22 protein-coding genes are annotated in these 21,039 nt (G+C 64.0%); 9 read left to right on the top strand and 13 right to left on the bottom strand.

Going from position 1 to position 21,039, the window contains the following annotated elements:
- Nucleotides 1-219: 219 nt before the first annotated feature.
- The 3 genes from P9228_RS27320 (at nucleotide 220) to P9228_RS27310 (ending at nucleotide 2,418) form a co-directional block, all read left to right on the top strand.
- Nucleotides 220-1,107, top strand: a complete 888-nt coding sequence (locus P9228_RS27320; protein WP_278056576.1) for a DUF1236 domain-containing protein — start codon at nucleotides 220-222, stop codon at nucleotides 1,105-1,107.
- A gap of 315 nt (nucleotides 1,108-1,422) precedes the next feature.
- Nucleotides 1,423-1,656 carry a polymerase gene (locus tag P9228_RS27315; RefSeq protein ID WP_095824575.1) on the top strand — a complete coding sequence of 78 codons (234 nt, stop codon included), beginning with the start codon at nucleotides 1,423-1,425 and terminating at the stop codon, nucleotides 1,654-1,656.
- 414 nt (nucleotides 1,657-2,070) lie between these two features.
- Complete coding sequence (locus P9228_RS27310) at nucleotides 2,071-2,418, top strand: hypothetical protein (RefSeq protein WP_245299725.1); 348 nt, start codon at nucleotides 2,071-2,073, stop codon at nucleotides 2,416-2,418.
- 283 nt (nucleotides 2,419-2,701) lie between these two features.
- Here P9228_RS27310 and P9228_RS27305 read toward each other — a convergent pair whose 3' ends face one another.
- The 5 genes from P9228_RS27305 to P9228_RS27285 form a co-directional block, all read right to left on the bottom strand.
- Nucleotides 2,702-3,109 (bottom strand): hypothetical protein, encoded by a 408-nt coding sequence (locus P9228_RS27305; RefSeq protein WP_067321684.1) that lies wholly within the window; start codon nucleotides 3,107-3,109, stop codon nucleotides 2,702-2,704.
- A 759-nt stretch (nucleotides 3,110-3,868) separates the two neighbouring features.
- On the bottom strand, nucleotides 3,869-4,849 hold the full coding sequence (locus P9228_RS27300) for a hypothetical protein (RefSeq protein WP_347404324.1): 981 nt from the start codon (nucleotides 4,847-4,849) through the stop codon (nucleotides 3,869-3,871).
- A gap of 388 nt (nucleotides 4,850-5,237) precedes the next feature.
- Entirely contained in the window at nucleotides 5,238-5,648 is a 411-nt protein-coding gene (locus P9228_RS27295) for a TadE/TadG family type IV pilus assembly protein (protein ID WP_278056575.1), read from the bottom strand.
- Nucleotides 5,638-6,078, bottom strand: a complete 441-nt coding sequence (locus P9228_RS27290) for a TadE/TadG family type IV pilus assembly protein (protein ID WP_278056574.1) — start codon at nucleotides 6,076-6,078, stop codon at nucleotides 5,638-5,640. Before P9228_RS27290 ends, P9228_RS27295 begins: the two co-directional genes overlap by 11 nt.
- Before the next feature lie 4 nt (nucleotides 6,079-6,082).
- Nucleotides 6,083-7,321, bottom strand: a complete 1,239-nt coding sequence (locus P9228_RS27285) for a pilus assembly protein TadG-related protein (protein ID WP_278056573.1) — start codon at nucleotides 7,319-7,321, stop codon at nucleotides 6,083-6,085.
- 280 nt (nucleotides 7,322-7,601) lie between these two features.
- Between P9228_RS27285 and P9228_RS27280 the strand changes: the two genes are divergently transcribed.
- Complete coding sequence (locus tag P9228_RS27280) at nucleotides 7,602-8,819, top strand: TadE/TadG family type IV pilus assembly protein (RefSeq protein ID WP_278056572.1); 1,218 nt, start codon at nucleotides 7,602-7,604, stop codon at nucleotides 8,817-8,819.
- A 24-nt stretch (nucleotides 8,820-8,843) separates the two neighbouring features.
- On the opposite strand, the gene P9228_RS27275 is transcribed toward P9228_RS27280, so the two are convergent.
- Nucleotides 8,844-9,080, bottom strand: a complete 237-nt coding sequence (locus P9228_RS27275) for a hypothetical protein (RefSeq protein WP_067001071.1) — start codon at nucleotides 9,078-9,080, stop codon at nucleotides 8,844-8,846.
- Between the two features lie 477 nt (nucleotides 9,081-9,557).
- Between P9228_RS27275 and P9228_RS27270 the strand changes: the two genes are divergently transcribed.
- The 3 genes from P9228_RS27270 to dinB all read left to right on the top strand — a co-directional run bounded on the left by P9228_RS27270 (nucleotide 9,558) and on the right by dinB (nucleotide 12,629).
- Entirely contained in the window at nucleotides 9,558-9,842 is a 285-nt protein-coding gene (locus P9228_RS27270; RefSeq protein ID WP_278056571.1) for a hypothetical protein, read from the top strand.
- Between the two features lie 742 nt (nucleotides 9,843-10,584).
- On the top strand, nucleotides 10,585-10,965 hold the full coding sequence (locus P9228_RS27265; RefSeq protein WP_095801448.1) for a cupin domain-containing protein: 381 nt from the start codon (nucleotides 10,585-10,587) through the stop codon (nucleotides 10,963-10,965).
- 401 nt (nucleotides 10,966-11,366) lie between these two features.
- Nucleotides 11,367-12,629 carry a DNA polymerase IV gene (gene dinB / locus P9228_RS27260; protein ID WP_278056569.1) on the top strand — a complete coding sequence of 421 codons (1,263 nt, stop codon included), beginning with the start codon at nucleotides 11,367-11,369 and terminating at the stop codon, nucleotides 12,627-12,629.
- Between the two features lie 235 nt (nucleotides 12,630-12,864).
- On the opposite strand, the gene P9228_RS27255 is transcribed toward dinB, so the two are convergent.
- The 7 genes from P9228_RS27255 to P9228_RS27225 form a co-directional block, all read right to left on the bottom strand.
- On the bottom strand, nucleotides 12,865-13,749 hold the full coding sequence (locus P9228_RS27255; RefSeq protein ID WP_278056568.1) for an aldose 1-epimerase: 885 nt from the start codon (nucleotides 13,747-13,749) through the stop codon (nucleotides 12,865-12,867).
- Entirely contained in the window at nucleotides 13,736-14,491 is a 756-nt protein-coding gene (locus tag P9228_RS27250; protein WP_278056566.1) for an SDR family oxidoreductase, read from the bottom strand. The genes P9228_RS27255 and P9228_RS27250 overlap by 14 nt, the downstream gene beginning before the upstream one ends.
- A gap of 11 nt (nucleotides 14,492-14,502) precedes the next feature.
- Entirely contained in the window at nucleotides 14,503-15,234 is a 732-nt protein-coding gene (locus P9228_RS27245) for an ATP-binding cassette domain-containing protein (RefSeq protein ID WP_278056563.1), read from the bottom strand.
- A 3-nt stretch (nucleotides 15,235-15,237) separates the two neighbouring features.
- A complete protein-coding gene (locus P9228_RS27240) occupies nucleotides 15,238-16,215 on the bottom strand; it encodes an ABC transporter permease (RefSeq protein ID WP_066993166.1) in 978 nt (325 codons plus the stop codon).
- Nucleotides 16,216-16,373: 158 nt separating this feature from the next.
- Nucleotides 16,374-17,351 carry a sugar ABC transporter substrate-binding protein gene (locus tag P9228_RS27235; RefSeq protein WP_095801450.1) on the bottom strand — a complete coding sequence of 326 codons (978 nt, stop codon included), beginning with the start codon at nucleotides 17,349-17,351 and terminating at the stop codon, nucleotides 16,374-16,376.
- 39 nt (nucleotides 17,352-17,390) lie between these two features.
- The gene (locus P9228_RS27230) at nucleotides 17,391-18,593 is read right to left on the bottom strand and encodes a mandelate racemase/muconate lactonizing enzyme family protein (RefSeq protein WP_278056561.1); all 1,203 of its coding nucleotides are present in this window, start codon (nucleotides 18,591-18,593) and stop codon (nucleotides 17,391-17,393) included.
- Nucleotides 18,593-19,312: a FadR/GntR family transcriptional regulator gene (locus P9228_RS27225; protein WP_278056560.1), complete on the bottom strand. Its 720-nt coding sequence runs from the start codon at nucleotides 19,310-19,312 to the stop codon at nucleotides 18,593-18,595. Before P9228_RS27225 ends, P9228_RS27230 begins: the two co-directional genes overlap by 1 nt.
- Before the next feature lie 105 nt (nucleotides 19,313-19,417).
- Here P9228_RS27225 and P9228_RS27220 point away from each other — a divergent pair, with 105 nt between their 5' ends.
- Together P9228_RS27220 and P9228_RS27215 are read left to right on the top strand one after the other, a co-directional pair.
- On the top strand, nucleotides 19,418-20,317 hold the full coding sequence (locus P9228_RS27220; RefSeq protein WP_278056558.1) for an SMP-30/gluconolactonase/LRE family protein: 900 nt from the start codon (nucleotides 19,418-19,420) through the stop codon (nucleotides 20,315-20,317).
- A gap of 113 nt (nucleotides 20,318-20,430) precedes the next feature.
- Nucleotides 20,431-20,874: an SRPBCC family protein gene (locus tag P9228_RS27215; protein WP_067321724.1), complete on the top strand. Its 444-nt coding sequence runs from the start codon at nucleotides 20,431-20,433 to the stop codon at nucleotides 20,872-20,874.
- The last annotated feature ends 165 nt before the right edge of the window (nucleotides 20,875-21,039 follow it).

The following is a 21,039-nucleotide window of genomic DNA, read 5'->3' as shown; positions in this document are numbered from 1 at the left end:
TCGTCTCCTTTGTGTGGTCAATCGCCTCCTCTGCTGCGCCTGCGATTTCCACAGCCGATCGGCACCGTCCTAACGCCGAGGGCCACGGCTTGTTCCTGCAAAATTCCGCACATCCGCCGGCGTAAGAACGCCGCCGCCGCTTGGCAAAACAATCTCGGAACAATGCCTTCCAAGTCGTGTTTAACCAACGAAGGGACCGACTTTCCGAGGAGAAATCAGATGAAGCATCTTCTGATCACGAGCATGATCGCGCTCGGCGTCGGTTGCGGCGCCGCGGTGGCGCAGACCGAGTCCGTGCAGCCGAGCGGCGGCGATAATTGTGCCGCCGGCCAGGCCGACTGCCCGAAGGGCGGCAAGGCTGGCGAGCAGGCCCAAGGCAAGATGAAGTCTCAGACCGAGCAGAATGCCCAGGGCACCACCAAGATGAAGACTGAGCAGAATGCCCAGGGCGAGGCTGGCGCCAGCACCGAGCAGAACGCCGAGGACAATACGCAGCTGAAGAAGAAGCAGCAGGCGCAGGGCAAGACCGACACCAAGACTGAGCAGAATGCTCAGGGCAGCCCCAAGGTGCAGACTGAGCAGAATGCTCAGGACAACACTACGCTGAAGAACAAACAGCAGGCCCAGGGCAAGACCGGCACCAGCACCGAGCAGAATGCTGACAGCAACACCAAGGTGCAGACCGAGCAGAATGCTCAGGGCAAGACCGGCACCACCACCGACCAGAACGCCCAGGGCACCACCAAGATGCAGACCGAGCAGAATGCTCAGGGCAAGACCGGTACGACCACTGAGCAGAACGCTCAGGGCAACGTCCAGACCGACCAGGACAAGACGGCCTCGATCACCAATGTGACGGTCGAGCAGCGGACGCAGATCACGCAGATCATCCGCGAGACCAACGTCCAGCCGGTTCGCGATGTCAGCTTCGACATCTCGATCGGCGTCGAGGTTCCGCGGCAAAAGATCCGGCTGCATCGCCTGCCGGCCCGCATCGTCAAGATCGTCCCGGCTTACGAAACCTATATGTATTTCGTGCTGGCCGACGGGCGCATCGTGATCGTGGATCCGGACACCTACAAGATCGTCGTGATCCTGGAGGCCTGATCCAGACAGCATTTCAGACAGGAGGCCTGCCGTGCCGCATGGCATGGCGGGCTTTTCTTATGTCGCTTCAGCCGCGGGCGCAAACGCCCCTTCCCGAGGCCGGGGCAGCCCCGTCCAAGCCTTATCGCCCGCCCTCGCCGCAACACAGCCGTCGGACTGAGGTCTGGTTTGGCAGGGCATTGGTCCCCCTCTCGAAACATACAGGCAGTTATGTTGTTGGAGTCATGACTGGCGAGCATAGGTCCCTTCATCGTCGGTTGCTGTTGCACCCGCCGCTACCTGCGATGCGGCGGGTGCTCCTTTTGGGGGTGCTGCATGCAACTCGGAGAGATCATTGCGAACCTGTTCGCCGCCGTTCTTCTGATCTGCGTTGTGGCGCTTGTGTTCTTCACCGGCGGCAGACCACTCTGGCCGGATCGCGAGGCCAAGATGGTGATCCTCTTGCCGCCGGATGCCATGAGAACGGGATCGGTCAGGGCGCTGGCGCACGTTCGCCTGCCCGACGCCTTCGATACAAGAATGGTGCAGCCAAGGCCCCAATCCCGGTAGCCGGTGGGCCAGCCCCTAGCCGGCCGCGACGTGATCCGGCCGAAATGGGGGTCAGAGCTAACCCTCCACTTCTTTCGCGGAAAGGCGGAGAGGCCGGCCTCCCGCCGATGAAGGGACGTGCTCGGCGGGCGGGCACTGCGGCGATCGTCAGAGGGCGTCAGCTCAGCAGCATTGCGGCAGCGGCGAAGACGATGCGCGTTCCAAAAGCAGGCGCAACAAGCCAGCGCGCCGCGTAGACGCTGCCGTCCATTAGCTACTCCTGATCATCGTTCCGCGAGGGAACGGAATCGGCCTCGGCTGGGTTCCTCAGGCGTAGGTCCTTCGGCGGGCCGGAATTAAGACCTATGGCAAGGGGTCTGCGTGAAGTCTTGCGATCCTGGCGGAAAAAGTGCAAGGGTCAAAATGGGTAGAGCAATGGGCGAGATCGTCGAAGACCCTAACTGGTCGCGGCGCTCGGTTGGGCAAATGTATTTTCCGCAGTTTCTTGTGGGAATGACGGCAACGCTTCTGGTGGTTCTCGGCTGGACCTTCATGTCCACCGGGTCCGTCTGGCAGTCGCTTGGCTGGACGTTCCTGGCGGGCGTGGTGCTGCAGGCAGGCTACTTCGTGGCCGTGCTGTGGCTCGTGCAAGCCGAAGGCCGGGCCACGGACGAGAGCAAGGCGAGCGACGCCGGCGCCCCCGCCAAGCTGCCCGGCCCGTTCGAGCGCGACGGCATCGTCCACGCGCTGATCTCGCGGCTGTTCCCGAGGCTGCTGCCGTAAGGCGGCTCAGCGTCCGGCCGAAGCCCCAACGCCGTCATCGTTGGGCGTAGCGACGCGAAGCGGAGCGAAGACCCGAGAACCCACGCTGTGACCTCGTCGAGGAACGCAGCGCGGCGGAATTCTCAACCGTCGTAACGCTCTGAGCTTACGGCCTGCAGTCTGCGCCGCGTCGCTTCGCTCCCTGCTCCGCCACAGGATGACGTGCCAATCTTGGCCGCGTGCGATCGAGCAATTGAGCGCGTCGCACTGGGCCGGTTCAGGCGACGCGCTGTTGGGTGCACCGTTACTGCGCCGGAGCAACCGTGGCCGAGCGCACCGTCTCTGCGGACGAGAAGACGATGAAGGCAAAGGTCAGCACCGCGGCGGCGACGATCAGCGAGCCGATCGCCACGACCGGCTCGATCTCCGGATGGCCTGCGGCCAGCATCCAGTAGAGCGCCGGCAGCATGATCACGAGGCCAACCGTGTAGAGACCGTAGTGGATCATGGCGATGCGGCGCTCGGCCTTGGCCGGATTGAGCGCGTAGTAACCGCCGAAGATCGCGCTGGTCACCCAGCCGAGAAGGTTGATGTGGGCGTGCGCCGGGAAGGCGCCGTGGTCGCCCGAAATCGCCATCTGCAGCCCGGCGCCTATGCCCAGGATGAGAAAGACGATGGCCGTCTTGAAGAAAAGCTCCGAAACCCGTGGCATTTTGTTGTCCTCCCAATGCCCTGTGAAATCCTTCACCCGCTAAGTCTACACACCGCAATGCATATTAGCCACACGACAGCGACGTTTTGGTGTGCATTGCGCACAGCGTCAGGCGAGGCAAAAAGACTCGCAAGGTCGGCGGCGGCGGGGCAGCGCTCCCGGGCCTGCAGTTGTTTTCCCCAATGCAGGGCGGCTCGCAAAAGAAATTGCCCGTTCCCCATTCCAACGCCGGCTTTTATATCGTAGCACGACATTCACAGCGAGATCTCGGGGGTGGCAACCGGGGGCCGGGAGCTGACCACGCAGCTCCCGGTCAAACTCGTTTTCGGCGCGCCGATTTTCGACTACCCGGTCTGCGTCACCGCCGTCGGTTCTGCCACCGTTTCAAACACGTGGCACACGCCGACCAAAACCGACGAAAGGCTTCCAGCGGTGCGGACGCCGAGGGATTTTTAGCTATTCCTTAACTAATGTTATTCGGTCGGTACACCCCCGCATGTTAACCTTCGGACGCGGGTAGAAGCCGTCTGACCACCTCGGCTTTTGCTACTTTTGGGCTCGCCTCAAGGGCGAGCCTTTTTTTGAACTCCGCCTGTGCCTCGGCGTGGCGTTTCTGCTCGCCGCAACCAGGATTCCCCCCGGCCTTCCCTGGGTCAGTAGCCATCGTTCCAATGCATTGCCGTCAAGCCAAACAAAATGCCGCCGGGTCGCCCCGGCGGCATGCATGCACTCCACTGCGGCAGGTTCGCCGCGTGTGCCTTATGGCGTGGACGTCGCCGCGGCCGCCTGGTCGATCTTGTCGGCCAGCACGTCCTTGGCCCAGTCCGTCACCTCCTGATCGACCGGCTTGTTGGCCATGTCCTGCAGGGCGGCGTCGAGCGTGGCGTCATCGGGCGCAGGGTTAGCGGTCACCGCAGCCTGGGCATCCGTGACCGCCTGGGTGTCAGCGGCGATCGCGGCGTTCTGGGCGTCGATCTGCGCCTGAACGTCGGCAACCTGCGCATCGAAAGCCGCCTTTTCCTCGGCCGTCATGTTGGTCGTGTCGGTTGCATTGAGGTCGGCGAGCTGTTGGGTGAGCGTGCCGAGCTGGGCCTGGTCGGCGGCCAGCTTGGCGTTTGCCGCGTCAAGCTTGGCCTGCGCGTTCTGGGCTACGGCGGCCTGGGTCACATAAGCCTGAATGCCCGCGAACTTCTTGCTCTTGGAATTCATGTAGGCATTGATGTTGCGCTGGAGCGAGTTCAGCCGGCCGAGCTTGGCATGGATGTTCTTCTCCTTCGGGGTGGCGGCCGTAGTGGTATCGTCCGTCGTGTCGTCATCGGTTGCATCGTCGACCTGCGACTTGGCGGCCTTTGCCGATGCCGACTTGCCGTGCGAGGCGCCGCTGTTGCTGCTTTGGCCCTTGCCGCCGCCGTTGCCGCCGCCGTTGCCATTACCGCCGCCATTGCCGTTACCGCCGCCATTGCCGTTGCCGCCGCCATGGCTGCCGCCATTGCCGTTGCCACCGCCATTGCCGCCGGCTCCGGCGAGTGCGGGAGCAGCCGCGAGCGCCAGAATGGCAAGCGAAGCCAAAAGTGTTTTCCGGATTGTCATCATGTTTCTCCGCAGGTGAATCGCCACCAATGCCCAACCGCTAGATCGCGTCATATGAGATTTCCCTAACGGCTTGGAGTAACTTTTAAACAAATTCGGTGGCGGCAAGAGAGTATCCCGAGAAGCAGCTCCGGAAATCCTGCTGAACACCTGTTAACTTGCTGAAATTATTGCGTAAATAAATGGGCTAAGGCCAGGTCCGCCCTCTGGAACAATGAAGGCCCACCTCCCGTCGGACCATGGGCCCAACGCTATGCGGCCAGCGTCCGTCGAGGAGTACAAGACGCCTGTTTATAAAGGCGATTTTCGGACGTGCGCGGCATCGTTTCGGGCAACCCGCGGGAGCGGTGATGCCACCAGCGCTTGGGGCGCGCTACCGAGGTGTTCTTATCCCGCTTTGCGGCCAATCCCAGATATATACTTATATATTCTTCCTCGGCATGCCCTGAAGCGTGTCGCAATCTTTCGGCCCACACAGCTTGTTAAGCTTAGCCCTGGCTTTGACCCGAAACGAAGTCCCACTTTGGGGAGACGTGCTTCAGCTGTTGATCAGCGGCACGGTGACAGTGGTCGAGTAATTGATCGGAAAATCGCTGAAATAGGGAAAGTTGATGACGAAGGCATAGCTGGCGCTGACATGCGCCATCTTGAAGCCGCCGCTCGGCGGGTCGGTGGTGATCGTAACTGTCACGTTCTGCAAGCCGAGCGCCTGTAGTTTCTGCGTCGCGATCGTCTGGATCTGAGCCTGGGTCAGCGTCCTGTCGAGCTGCAGGGAGCGCGCCGAGGCTTCGAGCGCATAGCGCACGCTGGACTCGTTGTTCATCGACCAGCCGAAGGCGAAGATGCCGAACAGAAGCATGATCAGGAAAGGCACGATCAGCGCGAACTCGATCGCGGCGCCGCCAGAGGCGTTGCTGACAAACAGCCAGGCTTTTCGTTTAGCGGACACGGACCACCTGCTGATGGCTGAGCGCGCTATTGCCCGGGAAGACGCCGAAGGTGAACGGCGGAACCCAGGTGCCCGACGCCTGGATCTGGACGAAGACCGAGGGCGACTTCGGGCCGGCGCAGATGGTGGTCGAGGTGACCACCGTCGTTCCGCACTTGTAAGTACGGCTCACCGCAACGGCCGCATCGCCCGGTTTGTTTTGCCAGCTCGCCAATGCGGCGGCCTGGACGGCGTTGTCGTCGGTGGCGCCGGCCAGCAGCAGGTTCGCAGCCGTCTTCACGCCCGCACGCATCGCCATCGAGCTGGTGACGTAGGACCAGCCATCGGCGATGCCGAACAGGACGGCGCACAGCACCGGCAGCACCAGCGCGAATTCCACCGCGGCGGCGCCGGAGCGGTTCTTGCGGAAGCTTATCGCGAATGGCCCCATGCCGCTACTCGACGATAGCGATTGATGGGGCCGCCGGAATGTCCTTCATGCCGAGGCTCGAGCAGTTCTGGTTGATCGTGGAATTGCCAGACCACTGAATGGTGTCAGCAACGACTTGGGTGCAGCCGTTCTTCCCCGAGAAATTTCCGAGATAGTTGACCTGCTGCCTGGGGAAATAGATCGCGCCGGTCAGCAGTGAGGTCGCGGTGCCATTGAAGGTGCTCTGGGCCGCGGTCCCGCTCCTGTCGCCGAAGAACAGCATTCCGGAATAGGTGCCCGAGGTCGGCGCGCTCAGCGTCACCGTGGCATTGCCATTCATGCTGACCGTGCTGCTGCCGGCCATGAAAATGGTCACGCCACTGCCCACGACAACCGCGTTGGCATTGATCTTCATATTGCCCTGCACAACGTAGACACCGGGAGAAAGCGTGACGTTGCCGCTGAGGTTCATACCATTGCAGTACGTACCGGGCTGGATTGTTTGCGTTGTCTTTCCGCCGTTGACATTCTGGCAGGAGCCGCTGGCCGAGGGCGTAGGTATGTCGCCGAACGGATCGGACGCAGGCAAGGCGTTGGTGATCGGAGACGCGCAGGTCGTGGTCACCGGGTTGTTCAGCACAACGCCGCCCGCCGAGATCAGGCAGTCGGCCTGGACCCCGGACGCGCCTTGTACCTTGAGGGCATCCGAGGCGGTCGAATTCGTCATGATAACGCAGCCGGTGACCTTGACACTGGTGCTGCCGGAAAAGAGCACCGCCTGGGAGGCCGAGGGGTTACGCGCTTGCATGCAGGCTTTGGAGCCGTCGGTGATCAGCGCCACTGCCCTTGCCTGTTCGGCTACCTGCCCCTCGACGAAGATCGAGGTGAACATCCGGTCGAGGTTCTGGTTGAGGATCACCTCCACCGCCTTCTTGGCCGTGTTCGGCCCCGAGCTGGGCGGCGTGTGGACGGTGATGGTGCCATTGCCGAGGCCGTTGTCCGTAGCCGTCTGGGTGGCGGCCGTGGTGATCGCCGCGGTGTTGGATCCCGCGATCTTCTCCAGCGCGCCTGCATAGGCGGCGGCGTCCGCCGTCGCCTGAAGCTTCAGGCTCGAATAGTACCAGTAGGACGTCTCGACGCCGAGCCCCGCCCCCCCGACGACGATCGGCAGGGTGAGCGCGAAAATCGTCGCAACATTGCCGCTCTCGCCGCGTCGCAGGCCGCGGGAGACGAACTGTCTGAAAATCCGACCGAATGTGTTCATGGCCGAGCGCGCCCAAGCTATCCCAGCCACCACGTTCAACACCCGGCGATAAACGAATGGCTAATTTTTTTCCTCGACTTGCGATTTTCAGACCCTTGTATGCATATTTACCGCCCTGCGCGGCCGCGACTCAGACTTAGGTCCCACTTCATATAAGACCTAAGGTGAAGCTGCGGATAAATCAGCGATTTTAGCTTTTGCTGCATTTTATCTTTTTCGGAAATCCGTCGTAGAGACGGCTGGAGTAGTTTCTCTGCCGTTTCCGGCGAGGGGTGCTGCCATGATCAGACGGTTCTGGGCTTCGACGCGCGGCAATTTCGCGCTGGCGACCGCTATCGCCATGGTGCCACTGATGCTTGTCGTGGCCGGCGCCGTCGATGTGGCCGGCACGAGCGACGACGCGGCGCAACTGCAGAACTCGCTGGACGCAGCCGGGCTGGCGGTGGGCACGAAATACCAACCGACCATGTCGGCCGGCGATGTGCGCCAGCTCGGCCTGACTTTCTTCTCAGCCAATCTGAGCGTCGCCGACGCCGGCGAATATTCGGGCAGCGTCGGGGCCTTCCAGGCAGCGGCCAGCGGCGATCCGAGCGGCTACACCATCGCCCTGTCGTCGAGCATCAGCCGGGCGGCTTTCATCAGCGGCGCGCCGGCCTGGCAGGCGACCCGCTCCGCCTCCGTCGAGGTCAAACCCGGGGCGCAAGCGTGCGTTCTGGCGCTCGATCCGCATGTCGGCTCCGCCGTCAACCTGCAGGGCTCGACCAATGTGGCGATGAACGGCTGCGTGATCGCCGCAAACTCGGACGCGGCCGACGCCATCGACCGCGGCGGCTCGGCCCTGCTCAGCGCCGCATGCGTCTCGACGGTCGGCTCGACCTCGGGGATAACGCCGCCCAACGCAACACTCTCGTGCGACGCACCGCTCGAAAACCAGTACGCATCGTTCGACCCGTTGGCCAATGTCACCCCGCCCGCTTACGGCATGTGCCAATCGATGCCGAACGGCAAGACGGTCACGCTTTCGCCCGGCACCTATTGCGACAAGACCTGGTCGGGAAAGATCACGCTTAATCCGGGCGTCTACATCCTGCGCAATGTCACCATAAAGCCCGGCGGCAACGGTAGCCTCACCGGCCAGGGCGTGACGATCTTCCTGATGGAAGGCTCGCAGCTCTACATCAATGCCAATGAGCAGGTGAACCTCTCGCCGCCCACCAGCGGCGCCTATGCAGGCATCACCATCTTCCAGGCCAAGGGCAACACCTCGGCGCTGACGATCAACGGCGGATCCGGCTCGGTGGTCAGCGGCTTCATCTATGCCCCCGACGCGGCGATCTCCTATGCCGGGAATTCGGACATGAACGCGCAGGGCAATTGCCTGCGGCTGGTCGGCAATACCGTAGGCATGACCGGAAACTCGGCGGTGAAATCGGACTGCGCGGCCGAGCTCGGCAATCGCGAGATGTATGCCGGCAGGATGATCACCCTGGTTAAATAGCGCGGCTCTTCCCTCGAGGGGAAATCAGTACTCGCCGACGATATCGGCGCCCGGCTGTTCGTCGAACAACACCGCGCAGCCACGCTGCAGCGCCACCTGGCTCAAGGCGTTTGCCGCCGCTTCGTCGGACGAGACGAAGTCCCCGGTCAAGACGCGAAGTTCCTCGACGGCTCTCGACATTGAAACAAGGCGCCCAGCCGCGCCATCGCTGGCGCAGGCGTCGACGACGCAGAGAAGGTCGATCAGTTCGAAGCTGTCCATGGCGGCCTCCGCCCACAGGATCCCTTCGCGGAAGACAACGGCGTGGCTGGCGGCGGGTTCCGCTCGAGTGGTGCATCATGATTTGGCGACAGCCTGGGCGGCCCGCGCCGAGATCGAGCGAAGCGGCAGGCACGGCTTAAAAGCACGTCGCGCACGCCTGTGGTCGGATCGACCGGCAAAAGCGCGGCGAACAGGTTCGCGAATCTCGGCAGACTGCGGGATTGTGGGAGTTGCCCGCCACATCGCAGGAAATGGCGGGCAACTCCACTTTCAAACCGCCGATGAAGGGACGTTACTCGACGGTTGTGCCACAATGAGTTGTGGGCCTACTTGTTTCCAGAAATCGCCCATTCGGACCTCTGCGCTCAAAGGTGCGGCCTCAGGTCCCGCCTGACAAGGGACCGTGGCCCGAAAGCAGGAACATTCCAGCTTTGGCGCCGTTGCCACGACATCCCAATCGGCAGAGGAGAGGAAACCATGGCCGACAGACCTACAGTTGTAAACACCAGTGGCGGGGGCGGCGCCGGCACAGCCGTGGCCATCGTTCTTGCCATCATCGCGATCGTGGCCCTGCTGTTCTTTACCGGCATCATCAATGTCGGTGGCCGCACCGGCGGTGGCGGATCGACGGATGTCAACGTGAAGCTCGATGTGCCGAAGGTCGAGGCGCCCAAGGTGGAGACGCCTGCGGCACCGTCGACGACGCCGGCACCCGCACCGGCCGCACCGGCTCCGGCCCCGGCGCCGGCCAACGGCGGCTGATCCGCCAGGCGCAACCGGCAGGCCGGCTGCGCGTTTATCGAATGGCTACTCCAGCTTCGGCCCGCGCATTCCTCTGGTAGGCGCGGGCCCTTTTTCTCTCGGGCCCTCTTTTCTCGGGCAGGTCCGCTCAGTCATCCAATTCCATCGGCCGATGGCCCGGCCTTTGATGCCAGACGACCTGGCGGAAGTCCGTCAGTTCGACGACTTGGTCGCAGGTCGGACAGATATAGTTGTCGCAGCACTGGCGAAGCGCCGGCGGAGTGCGGCGCACTGCCCCGACCGGCGGACGGGTTTCCGTTTTTCCTACCTGATGAAGCATCGATTCCTCCCAGTTTTTCTGATTTTTCGAGTATCGCCTTCCACCCGGCTTGGCCTCGCCTATGGCGGTTTCGATGGGCGCGGTGAGCGCGCGCCCGCGAGCGGAAATGAAAATGGACTATCGCGGACGGGGCCTGGCTTTGCCGCGGCGCTATTGGCGAAATTCACTTGCCGAGGGTTCACAGGATTCTCCCCAAGGGGCGAGAAACGGGGTGGCCCCTCAACCACCGTCGTGCCAGGCGCAAGGAACAGCAAAACACCGGCAGAGCGTGCTTGCAATAGGGCCTGCGCGGCAAAATCGATTTCGCGCCGCGCCCGGCAATTACATTAGCAATCATTCATTGAAAGGCGTATCAATCCAGCGGCGGTCGCCGACGATCGCGCGTCAGGCCCCGCTTGCAATCCTTGGAAATGGGAGGATGCCATGGCCGAAGCTGCAATGAAGGTCACCAAGCTCGAATCCAAGTCGCATAACAATCCCGACGAGGTTCGCTCGCCCGCCAAGACCCGCGTCGAAGTGGTGCGGCTGCCGGGCTACACGCTCGGGCGGCTCAACATGGAGCCGGGCTGGAGATGGTCCGAATGCGTGAAGCCGGTGGTCAAGACCGACAGCTGCCAAGTCTCGCATGTCGGCTATGTCGTGTCCGGGACGATCACCATACGCATGGACGATGGGACGCAGAAGACCTTCGAGGCCGGCACGTCCTATACCATCCCGCCCGGGCATGACGCCTGGGTGGAAGGCAATGAGCCATTCCAATGCATCGAGGTGCTCAGCGCCGAGCAATACGCCAAACCGGCCTAGCGGCGGCTGTCGGCGAAGGGACGGCCGATCCCCCATGTGGGACGATCAGAGGGGGCGCTGTCCCGCCATCGTCTCAGAACCTGGATCTCCGGCTCGGCCGCACTTCGTCATCCTGGTCTTCGCGCGTCGCTCGGCTCCTGACTTCGTCCTGGCATGACGCAGTTTTGGGCCGCGATCCTTCGCGCCCCTCCCTGGTCAGCGGTCAACCCATCAAAGGGGAGCACACCGGCGCAACCGGTCAAAGCCCTTGGTTGTGACGGGTTGCAGATGTTCTCATACCCAGCTGGCCGGCTTGACAGGAAACTCCTTTTGTTCTCTTTATGTTCATACGCATTACCGCTTACAACAGTTGCTGCTAATGCTGCGATGCCGCAAAGCGGATGGATGGAGCCGGGAGCGCGATGGCCGCCACGAACGCCGCTTCGGCCGCTACGATCCTGCATGCCGATCTCGACGCCTTCTACGCCTCGGTCGAGCAACTGCTCGACCCGTCGCTGCGCGGCAAGCCGATCGCAGTCGGCGGCGGCGTAGTGCTTGCCGCTTCTTATGAGGCGAAGATTTTTGGCGTGCGCGGCGGCATGCCCGGCCGCAGGGCGCGCGAGCTCTGTCCGCAGCTCATCTTCGTCGGCGGCCGCTTCGGCGAATACCAGCGTCTCGGCGACGCCGCGATCAAGGTGCTCGACGATTTCACGCCGCTGGTCGAGCGCATCTCGATCGACGAGGCTTTCGCCGATGTCGCCGGCTGCACGCATCTGTTCGGACCGCCGGACGAAATTGCGCGAACCATCCGCCGCCGCGTGAAGAGCGAGCTCGGCCTGCCGATCTCGATCGGGGTGGCACGGACGAAGCATCTCGCCAAGATCGCCTCGCAGGTGGCCAAGCCCGACGGGCTGGTGGTGGTCGAGCCTGGCACCGAGCTTTCCTTCCTGCACGATTTGCCGGTGTCGCTGATGTGGGGCGTCGGTCCGGCAACCAAAGCCAGGCTCGCCGAGATCGGCGTCGAGACGATCGGGCAATTGGCGCGCACGCATAGCGGCGCGCTGGAGCGGCTGATCGGCCATGCCGCCGGCCAGAAGCTCGCGGCCCTTGCCTGGAACCGCGACCCGCGCCGGCTGGAGACGCATCGCCGCGCCCATTCCGCCGGCGCGCAGTCGGCGCTGGGCCGCAAACCGGCGCTGCCGCGCGTCTTCGTGCCGACGCTCCTGCATCTCGCCGATCGCGTCGCCAGCCGCCTGCGCGCCAAGGACCGGCCCGGCCCCACGGTGACGGTGCGCGTGCGCTTTGCCGACATGCGCGCGGTCACGCGCTCGGTGACGCTGGAGCAGCCGATCCAGGCGACGACCATGCTCGCTGACGTCGCGGAAGAGCTGGTCAGAGGCGTGCTCGCCGCTCACCCGGGCGAACGGGAAATCTCGCTGCTGGCGATCTCGGTCTCGCATCTGGAAGAGCATGCCGAGCTGCAGCTCGAACTGCCGCTCGGCCTGGCGGACGAGAAGCTGAAGCCCGGCAGCCGCAAAGGCCTCGCCCGCTTCGGCGCCGACCGCGCCATAGACAAGATCCGCCAGCGCTTCGGCAAGCAGGCCGTCGGCTACGGCACCGTCGCGTTGCAAGCAGCGCGCTCGGTGCCGGATGAATTCAGGGAGCTGGCGGAGAAGGAGCTGTGAGGGAGGTGCTTCGGCATCTGCTCTGCGGCGCTGGAGATTGGCGAAAGCCGACGCGCCGTCCGATCTCCCCCTTGTGGGGAGATGTCGCCGAAGGCGGCAGAGGGCGTCGCCGCGCGTGAAGCGCCGGCGTCGTCGGCGACGAAGACAATGCTGGCGATCTATGTGAGACGACCCTCTCTGGCCTGCCGGCCGTCTCCCCCTCAAGGGTTGAGATCACGCGCTCGGTCGGCTGCCCTCAACCCGCCACCGCCCAGTCCAGCCGCATCGCCGCGCTCATCGTTTGCCCATCTTCAAGCACCGTCAGCCCTTCGCCGTGATGCGCATCGACCGGGTGCGACACCGGCTCGAAGCAGAAGAAGTCGGCGTCGGATGACGGGGAATAGAGGATATAGACGCCAAGCTCCGGCGAGGCGGTGAGCGTGACCCCGATCCCCTCCTCGAGTTGCGCGATCGAGGCGCGACGATTCCAGCCGTCGAAGGCGTTGTTGACCCAGTCCCACGGCAGCGGGATGGAGCGCGAGAAATCCCAGGCCGGGCGCTCGCTCACGGGCACCACGCCGACCGGCAAATGGCGCTCGTCCTCCAGCCAGACACGCCTGGCCTTGGCCTCGAGCAGGGTTGTGTCGCCGCGCGGGAACCACGGATGGAAACCGAGGCCGTAAGGCAGGCGCATGCCGGCGCGGTTCTCCACCGTCAGCCGCGCCTCCAGCGCGCCGTCCCGCAGCGCATAGGTCACGGTAGCAGCATAGCGGTAAGGACCGATCGCGCCCTCGTCGAGCACCAGCTCCGCCTCGGTGTCCGTGCGGCGGGCAAGCCGCCACGGTTTCTGGAAACCGTCGCCGTGGATCGGAAAGGCTTCGCCCGGAACGTTCGGCGCGACCGCGTGGAAGCGGCCGTCGAAAGTGAAGCCGCCGCCGGAGATGCGGTTCGACCACGGCACCAGGAGCTGGCAGCCGGACGTCCCGGTGCCATCGCCGGGCTTCAGCAGCGGAACCGGCGCGCTGCCGATCACCAGCGCGTCATAGCGCGCGATCGCCGCGCCCTTCTCCGGCGCCAGCACCAGCCTCGCCTGCCCGTCGTTCAGCTTGACCGCGCCGGCCATATCCTCACCAGCCGCCATCGATGGCGATGTTCTGGCCGCTGATCATGTCGGAGGCGGGTGAGGCGAGGAACAGCACGAGCTCGGCGACATTGTCAGGCTCGATGCGCGTCTTGAGGCTTTGGTTCTCGAGGATCCAGTCATTGTACTGCTTCAACCGGTCGCCGAAGACGCGCGCCTCCGCCTCCGAGACCACCGCGCCCGGCGACACGGCGTTGACGCGGATGCCATGCGGCCCGAGCTCGCGCGCCAGCGACTTGGTGAGCCCGAGCATGGCGCCCTTCGAGGCGACATAGGGTACGTAGCCGTCCCAGCGGCCGTTGAGCGTGATCGAGCAGAAGTTGACGATCTTGCCGTAGCCCTTCGCCTTCATGTCCGGCGCGCAGGCCCGCGCCAGCGCAAAGGCGGCCGAGGAATTGACGCGGATCTGATCCTCATATTCGGCCAGCGAGAACTGCTCGAACGGCCGGTTGATGATCAGCGCCGCGTTGTTGATCAGGATATCGATCCCACCTTCCTTCGCCGCCAGCGCGGCAACAGCCGCTTCCGCATCGGCCAGCCGGTTGAGATCGCAGCCGACGAAGGCCATATCGCCCCTGGCCTGTCCGGCAAGTCTCGCCACCGTCTGCTCGCCCTCACTAATGTCGGGGCGGTCGAGCACCAGCACGCGCGCGCCGGCCCGCGCCAGCGTTACCGCCTGGGCCCGGCCGAGCGAGCCGAGGCCACCCGTCAGCAACACTTTACGACCAGCGAGCGCCTTCATTGCCTAACCCCTCACAGGACAGAATGGACTTCGTCGATCGAAGTGTCGCCGATGCGCTTGTCCAGCACGATCTCGCCGCGCGCCATCGCGACGATACGGTCGCAGCACTCGAAGACGTGGTGCATGTTGTGACTGATGAAGACGCCCGTCACCCCCTGTTCCTTGAGGCCGCGCACGAAGCCGATCACCTTGTTGGTCTCCTTGACCGAGAGGTGATTGGTCGGCTCGTCGAGGATCATCACCTTCGACTTGAAGTGCATGGCGCGCGCGATCGCGACGCCCTGGCGCTGGCCTCCGGAGAGCTCGCCGACGAGCGCATCGGGGGAGCGCAGATGCAGGTCGACATTGGCGATGGCGCGCACGCTTTCCTCGGCCATCTTCTTCTGGTCGAGGATGCCGACGCCGAGGATCGAGAACCGGATCGGCTCACGGCCGATGAACAGGTTGCGGGCGATCGACATGGTGGGGACCATGGAATTGTACTGGTAGATGGTCTCAATGCCGAGATCCATCGCGTCGCGCGGGGTGGCGATGCGGACGTCCCTGCCCTCGACCTTGATCTCGCCCTGGTCGGCACGGTGGACGCCGGACAGGATGTTGATCAAGGTCGACTTGCCGGCGCCATTGTCGCCGACCAGGCCGAGCGCTTCGCCACGCTTGAAGTCGAGCGTGACGCCTTTGAGGGCATGCACGCCGGAATACCATTTGTGCAGATTGCGCACCGAGATGATGGCGTCGCTCACGGCTCAGCCCTCCATCTTGATGGCCTTGGCGCGCTTGCGCATCCAGGCATTGGCGACGACGGCGAAGATGGTCAGGAAGCCGATGGCGAATTTGAACCAGTTGGCGTCGACATGGCTGAGCACAAGGCCGTTGTCGATGACGCGGATGAGCGTCGTGCCGATGATGCCGCCCATGACGGTGCCGATGCCGCCGGCGAGCGAGGCGCCGCCGATGACGGCGGATGCCACCGCCTGCAGCTCCATGCCCTCGCCGATCGAAGGCAGCGGCGACCCCAGCCGCAGCACCTGCAGCATGCCGGCGAAGCCCGAGAGCACCGAGCACAGCATGAAGCAGACGATCTTGACCCTGGCCGTCGGGATGCCCATCGCCGCGGCGGCCGGCAGGAAGCCGCCGGTAGCCTTGATCCAGTTGCCGAAATTGGTGCGCGACAGCATCAGCGAGGTCAGCACCGCGACCGCGACGAACCACAGAAACGACATGCGGAACATGTTGCCCGGCCCGACGAAGGAAGTGAACAGCCAAGTCGGCAGGTCGGCGGGCAGCAGCGGCGGGAAGCCGCCGGACACGACGACGGTGAGCGAGCGCGCCATGAAGAGCATGCCGAGCGTGGTGATGAAGCTCGGGATGGCGAAGCGGATGGTGACGTAACCGTTGATGAAGCCGATGGCCGCCGAGACGAGCAGCCCGGCGAGCAGCGCCAGCGGGAACGGCCAGCCCTGCACCATCAGCACCGCCATCGTCATCGGCATCAGCGCGAAGACCGAACCGACCGACAGGTCGAACTCGCCGCTGATCATCAGGATGGTAACGCCGATGGCGACGAGGCCGGCCTCCGGCAGGATGCCGAGGATGCCGCGCAGATTGTCCTGGTTCAGGAACACGCCGTGGGAGCGGACCTGGAACAGGACGATGAGCAGCACCAGGAGGATCAGCCCGGCCAGTTCCGGCTTCTCGAGATAGGTCTTGAACAGGCGCTTCAATGAAAGGCTCCGGTGCGGTGATTGTGAAAGGTACTGTGGCGCCGCGTTCCTTCACACCCCCCTCTGTCCTGCCGGACGGTCCGGCAGGACAAAGGGGGGTGATGTCCCGCCAGCATTTCGGTGACGGGCGTCTCGGCCAATCTCAAAGGCATGCGACCTCAGCGCATGCCCTGCGCGGACAGCGCCATGATCGCATCGGCGTCCTTCTGGCGCACGATGCCCTGCCCCGTGTCGATGTCGGAAGGCGCAAGACCGAGCTTCTTGTTGAGATAGACTTCCATCACCGGCATGAAGCCCTGCATGTAGGGCTGCTGGTCGACCAGCGCCTGGACATAGCCCTTCTGCATCTGCTGCAGCACTTCCGGCACGAGATCGAAGCCGCCGAGCAGGACCTTGCCGGGCGCGACCCCGCGATCGGCCAGCACGCGCGCCACGCCGGCGCACCAGAAGCCGGTGTCGAAATAGGCGGTGGTGTCGGGATGCGCGTTGAGATAGGCGCCGACACGGTCGGAAGTGATGGCGAGATCGGTGCCGCTGTCGATGCGCTCCCACGAAAGGTCGCGGTCCTTATGAGCGGCCTTGTACTCCTCGAGAAACTGCATGACGCCCGCGCCGCGGGTTTCCGACCAGTTCTGGCCCGGCGCCGAGATGCCGACCAGCACCTTGATCGGACCATCCTTCGGGAAGCTCTCGGAAATCGCCTTGGCGAGCGAGTATCCGGCTGGCTTGAAGCCCTGGCCGATGAAGGCCTGGCGCGCATTGCCCTTGGCGCCTTCGGTGTCGTCGACATTGACGGCGATCACCACCACGCCGGCGTCGCGGGCCTCCTTGATGACATCGTCGAAGGCATGGTCGTCGACGATGGAGGTGAGCAGCGCGTCGGGCTTGGCGGCAAGGGCCGCGCGCATGTTCGCGACCTGCTGCTCGATCGATCCCTCGGTCTGGGTGAAGACCATGTTGCAGTTGGCCTCGACCTTGGCGCAGCCATCATCGAAACCTTTCTTCACCGCCTGCCAGAATGTGTTGGAGGCCGACGAATGATGGGTAAAGACGATGTTGAGCCCGTCGGCTTTGGCGGCCGATTGCCCGCCGATAAGGGCGGCGCCGAGCAGAAGCATTGCTGTCAGTTTTCTCATGTTTGTTCCTCCCTATGGATCTTAGATGTGCGCCTTGGGCTAAATGTCCGTCTGGTTGCTGACGCGGCGGTGGACGGTGTAGGCCTTGCCAAGATCGGGACTGAGCGCCAGCCCGAGCCCAGGCCCCGGCGGCACGGTGATCATGCCGTCTTTCACCTCGGGCAGCGCCGTCACCAAGTCGCGGTACCAGGTGCGGTAGAAGGCGCGCACGCTTTCCTGGACGAGCGCGTTGGGCGCGTTGAGCGACAAATGGGTGGACGCTGCGAGCACGACCGGACCGGTGCAGTCGTGCGGCGCCACCGGCAGCCGCCAAGCCTCGGCCATCGAAGCGATCTTGCGCGCCTCCGACAGACCGCCGCACCAGGAGATGTCGAGCATGACGATCCCGGCCGCTCCGGTCTCCAGAAGATCGCGGAAAGCCCAGCGGCTGCCCAGCGTCTCGGAGGCCGAGATCGGGGCCGGACTGGCGGCGGCGTAACGCCTCAAATCGCCGAGGCTGTCCATGCGGATCGGGTCTTCGTGCCAATAGGTGGCGTAGGGCCTGAGCGCCTCGGCGATTCTCATCGCCGGCAGGAGCTGCCACATCGAATGGAACTCGACCATGATGTCGATCTTGTCGCCGACGGCTTTGCGAATCTTTTCAAAAGGCTCGAGCGCCGCCTTCAAGTCGGCCGCCGAGATGTCGTTGCCGCGCGTCTTCTCCGCCGCGTGGTCGAACGGCCAGATCTTCATTGCGGTGATGCCGTCGGAGAGCAATTCCTCGGCCAGCTCGCCGGCGCGGGTGAGGAAAGCGTTGAGATCGTCGTAATCGCGCCCGGCGCCGATGCCGTAATTGGCCGTCGTCTGGCCCTTGGCGTCCTTGATGTACTCGGTGCCGGCGCAGGTGTTGTAAGTGCGGATCGAGCGACGGCTGAAACCGCCGAGCAGCTGCGCGACCGGCTGGCCAGTGGCCTTGCCGAAAATGTCCCACAGCGCGATGTCGAAGGCGGAGTTGCCGCGCACCTCGGCGCCGCTGGAGCGGAAGCCGAGATAGCCGACGAGATCGGCGGCCAAAAGATCGATCTCCAGCGGATCGCGGCCGATCACCCTGGGCGCCACATATTCGTGCAGATATTCCTCGACGGTGCGCGATAGATAAAACGTCTCGCCGAGTCCGGTGATGCCCTCGTCGGTATGAACCTCGACCCAGAGCAGGTTGGGCCGTTCCTCGATGCGGACGGTCTCGATGGCGCGGATCTTCATCAGGCTATCCCCGCGTCGATGAGCGCCTTGACGCTCTTGTCGAAATGCTCGGCCATATGCTCGGCCGCAAGCCGCGGATCGCCCTTGAGGATGGCGTCGGCGATGTCCTCATGGCCCTTGATCATCTTGAGCTGGTCCTCGTCGGAGGAACGGGTTCGCCAGCCGATGACCCAGGTGCGCCGCGTCACGCCGCTGAAGGCGGTGACGATCAGCGAAAAGACCGGATTGTGCGAGGCCGCCGCGATCGCCTCGTGGAAGGCGATGTCATGCTCCATGACGGTCTCGGGGCTCTTGCAACTCTCGCGCATCAGCCGAGCCGACTGGGCGATCGCCGCGGCTTCCGCGTTGGTGCGGCGCAGTGCTGCCAGCGCCACGGTGCGCATCTCGATGGTGCGCCTGACGTCATAGACCTGCTGCACGCTGATCTGCTGGGTGGTGATGCCGTGCTCGATCACCATCGACATGGCGCCGGTGTCGAGCTTGGCGACGGTGGCGCGGCGCCCGGCGCTCATGTCGATCAGCCGCATCGCCGACAGCGAGCGGAAGGCCTCTCGCACGACCGTTCGGGAAACGTTGAGCTGGCGCGTCATGGCGGCCTCGCTGGGCAGCGGATCGCCGGGCGCCAGGCCTTCCGAGCGGATGTGCTGGGTTATCGCCTGAATCGCCGTGCTGACCAGGCCAGGACTCGGTTCATCCCGTGGGTCCGTCTGCTCTTGCATCCGTTTCCTCAACACCTGTATGACAGGTTGATGTTGAATTGCTCATATTTCGGCTTAAAGATATATGTCAAGCTGATTTTCTGACACCCTGCCCCGAGGCGCCCCATGCACGAGAAGCAAGCCGGCCTGATCTTCGATGCGCGCGACGTGGTCGGCGAAAGCCTGGTGTGGGACGAGCGCCGCGAAAGGCTGGTTTGGGTCGACATCATCGGCCGCAGGATCCATCGGCTGGATCCGCTGAGCGGCGCGCATGAAAGCTGGCAGACGCCCGATCTCGTGACCTCGGTCGGCCTGCGCAACGACGGCGGCGCGATCGTCGGGTTGCGCAAGGAGATCGCGCTATGGGACTTCGATGGGCCGTTCCGGACGCTCGCGACGATCGAGGACGACAGACCGGGAACGCGGCTCAACGAGGGCGTGGTGGCGCCGGACGGTTCGTTCTGGGTTGGAACGATGGCCAACAACATCGGCCCGGACGACGCGCCGGTGCCCATCGCCAGCGATGAAGGTCGGCTCTACCGGGTCGGCCGGGAGGGCAAAGCGACGCCGCTCAGCGAAGACCGGTTCGGCATCACCAACACGATGGTGTGGCTGCCCGACGGACGCTTCGTCACCGCCGACACGACGAAGAACGCGCTCTACAGCTATGACTGGGACAAGAAGGCGGGACGGCTCGGCCGGGCGCTCCCCTTCTTCACCGGCTTCGAGCGCGGCCTGCCGGACGGCTCCTGCCTTGACGCAGAGGGCTATATCTGGAACTGCCGGGTGGTTGGCGGAAGCTGCCTCGCCCGCATCGCGCCCGACGGCAAGCTGGACCGGATCGCCGAATTGCCCTGCAGCTGGCCGACGAGCTGCGCCTTCGGCGGCCCCGGCCTCGACACGCTGTTCGTCACCTCGGCGCGCTTCACCATGAGCGCCGAGCATCTCGACGCCAACCCCTTCGAAGGCGGCCTGTTCGCGCTCAGGCCCGGCGTGCGCGGCGTGCAAGGCAACCGGTTCGGATAATCTCCCCATCGAGAGATCGGCAGCAGCGATCAAAAAACTTCACCATCGATGTCGGACTGGCCAATCACCGTTCGTCATAGGAGCATAGACCGGCAATCAACAGGAGAAACGAAATGCCCAGCACTGTCCGCCTGCACCGCGTGCTTTCCACCAAACCTGAAAAAGTCTATCGCGCTTTCATCGAGGCGGACGCGCTGGCGAAATGGCTGCCGCCGAACGGCTTCACCTGCACGGTGCATCACTTGGATGCAAAGGCCGGCGGCAACTTCAAAATGTCGTTCCGCAACTTCACCACGGGCGAAAGCCATGCTTTCGGCGGCGACTATGTCGAGCTCGTTCCGGGTGAGCTCGTGCGCTACACCGACAAGTTCGACGATCCTAACCTGCCCGGCGAGATGCAGGTGACGGTGACGTTGAAGAAAGTCTCGGTCGGCACGGAGATGGAGATCACCCAGGCCGGCATTCCGGACGCCATCCCCGCCGAGGCCTGCTATCTCGGCTGGCAGGAGTCGCTCAAGAACCTGGCAAGGCTCGTCGAGCCCGAGATCAGTCAGTAAAGATCGATCGCAGGGTCTATGCACCCGGCCGCGACGGAGCGGCCGGCACGCGACCCGATTTCCAATCCGCGACGTTACGCGTTTCCCCCGCTTGCCAGAATGGCTGCGCTGGGCTGGATTGAGCAAAGCCGAGCTCGAATGCCGAACGGACAGGCAGAAGGGGGG

The organism is Mesorhizobium sp. WSM4898, from assembly GCF_029625845.1.
Taxonomy (GTDB): domain Bacteria; phylum Pseudomonadota; class Alphaproteobacteria; order Rhizobiales; family Rhizobiaceae; genus Mesorhizobium.
The sequence above is the reverse complement of the archived record's forward strand: the minus strand, read 5'-3'. Positions and strand labels throughout refer to the sequence as shown.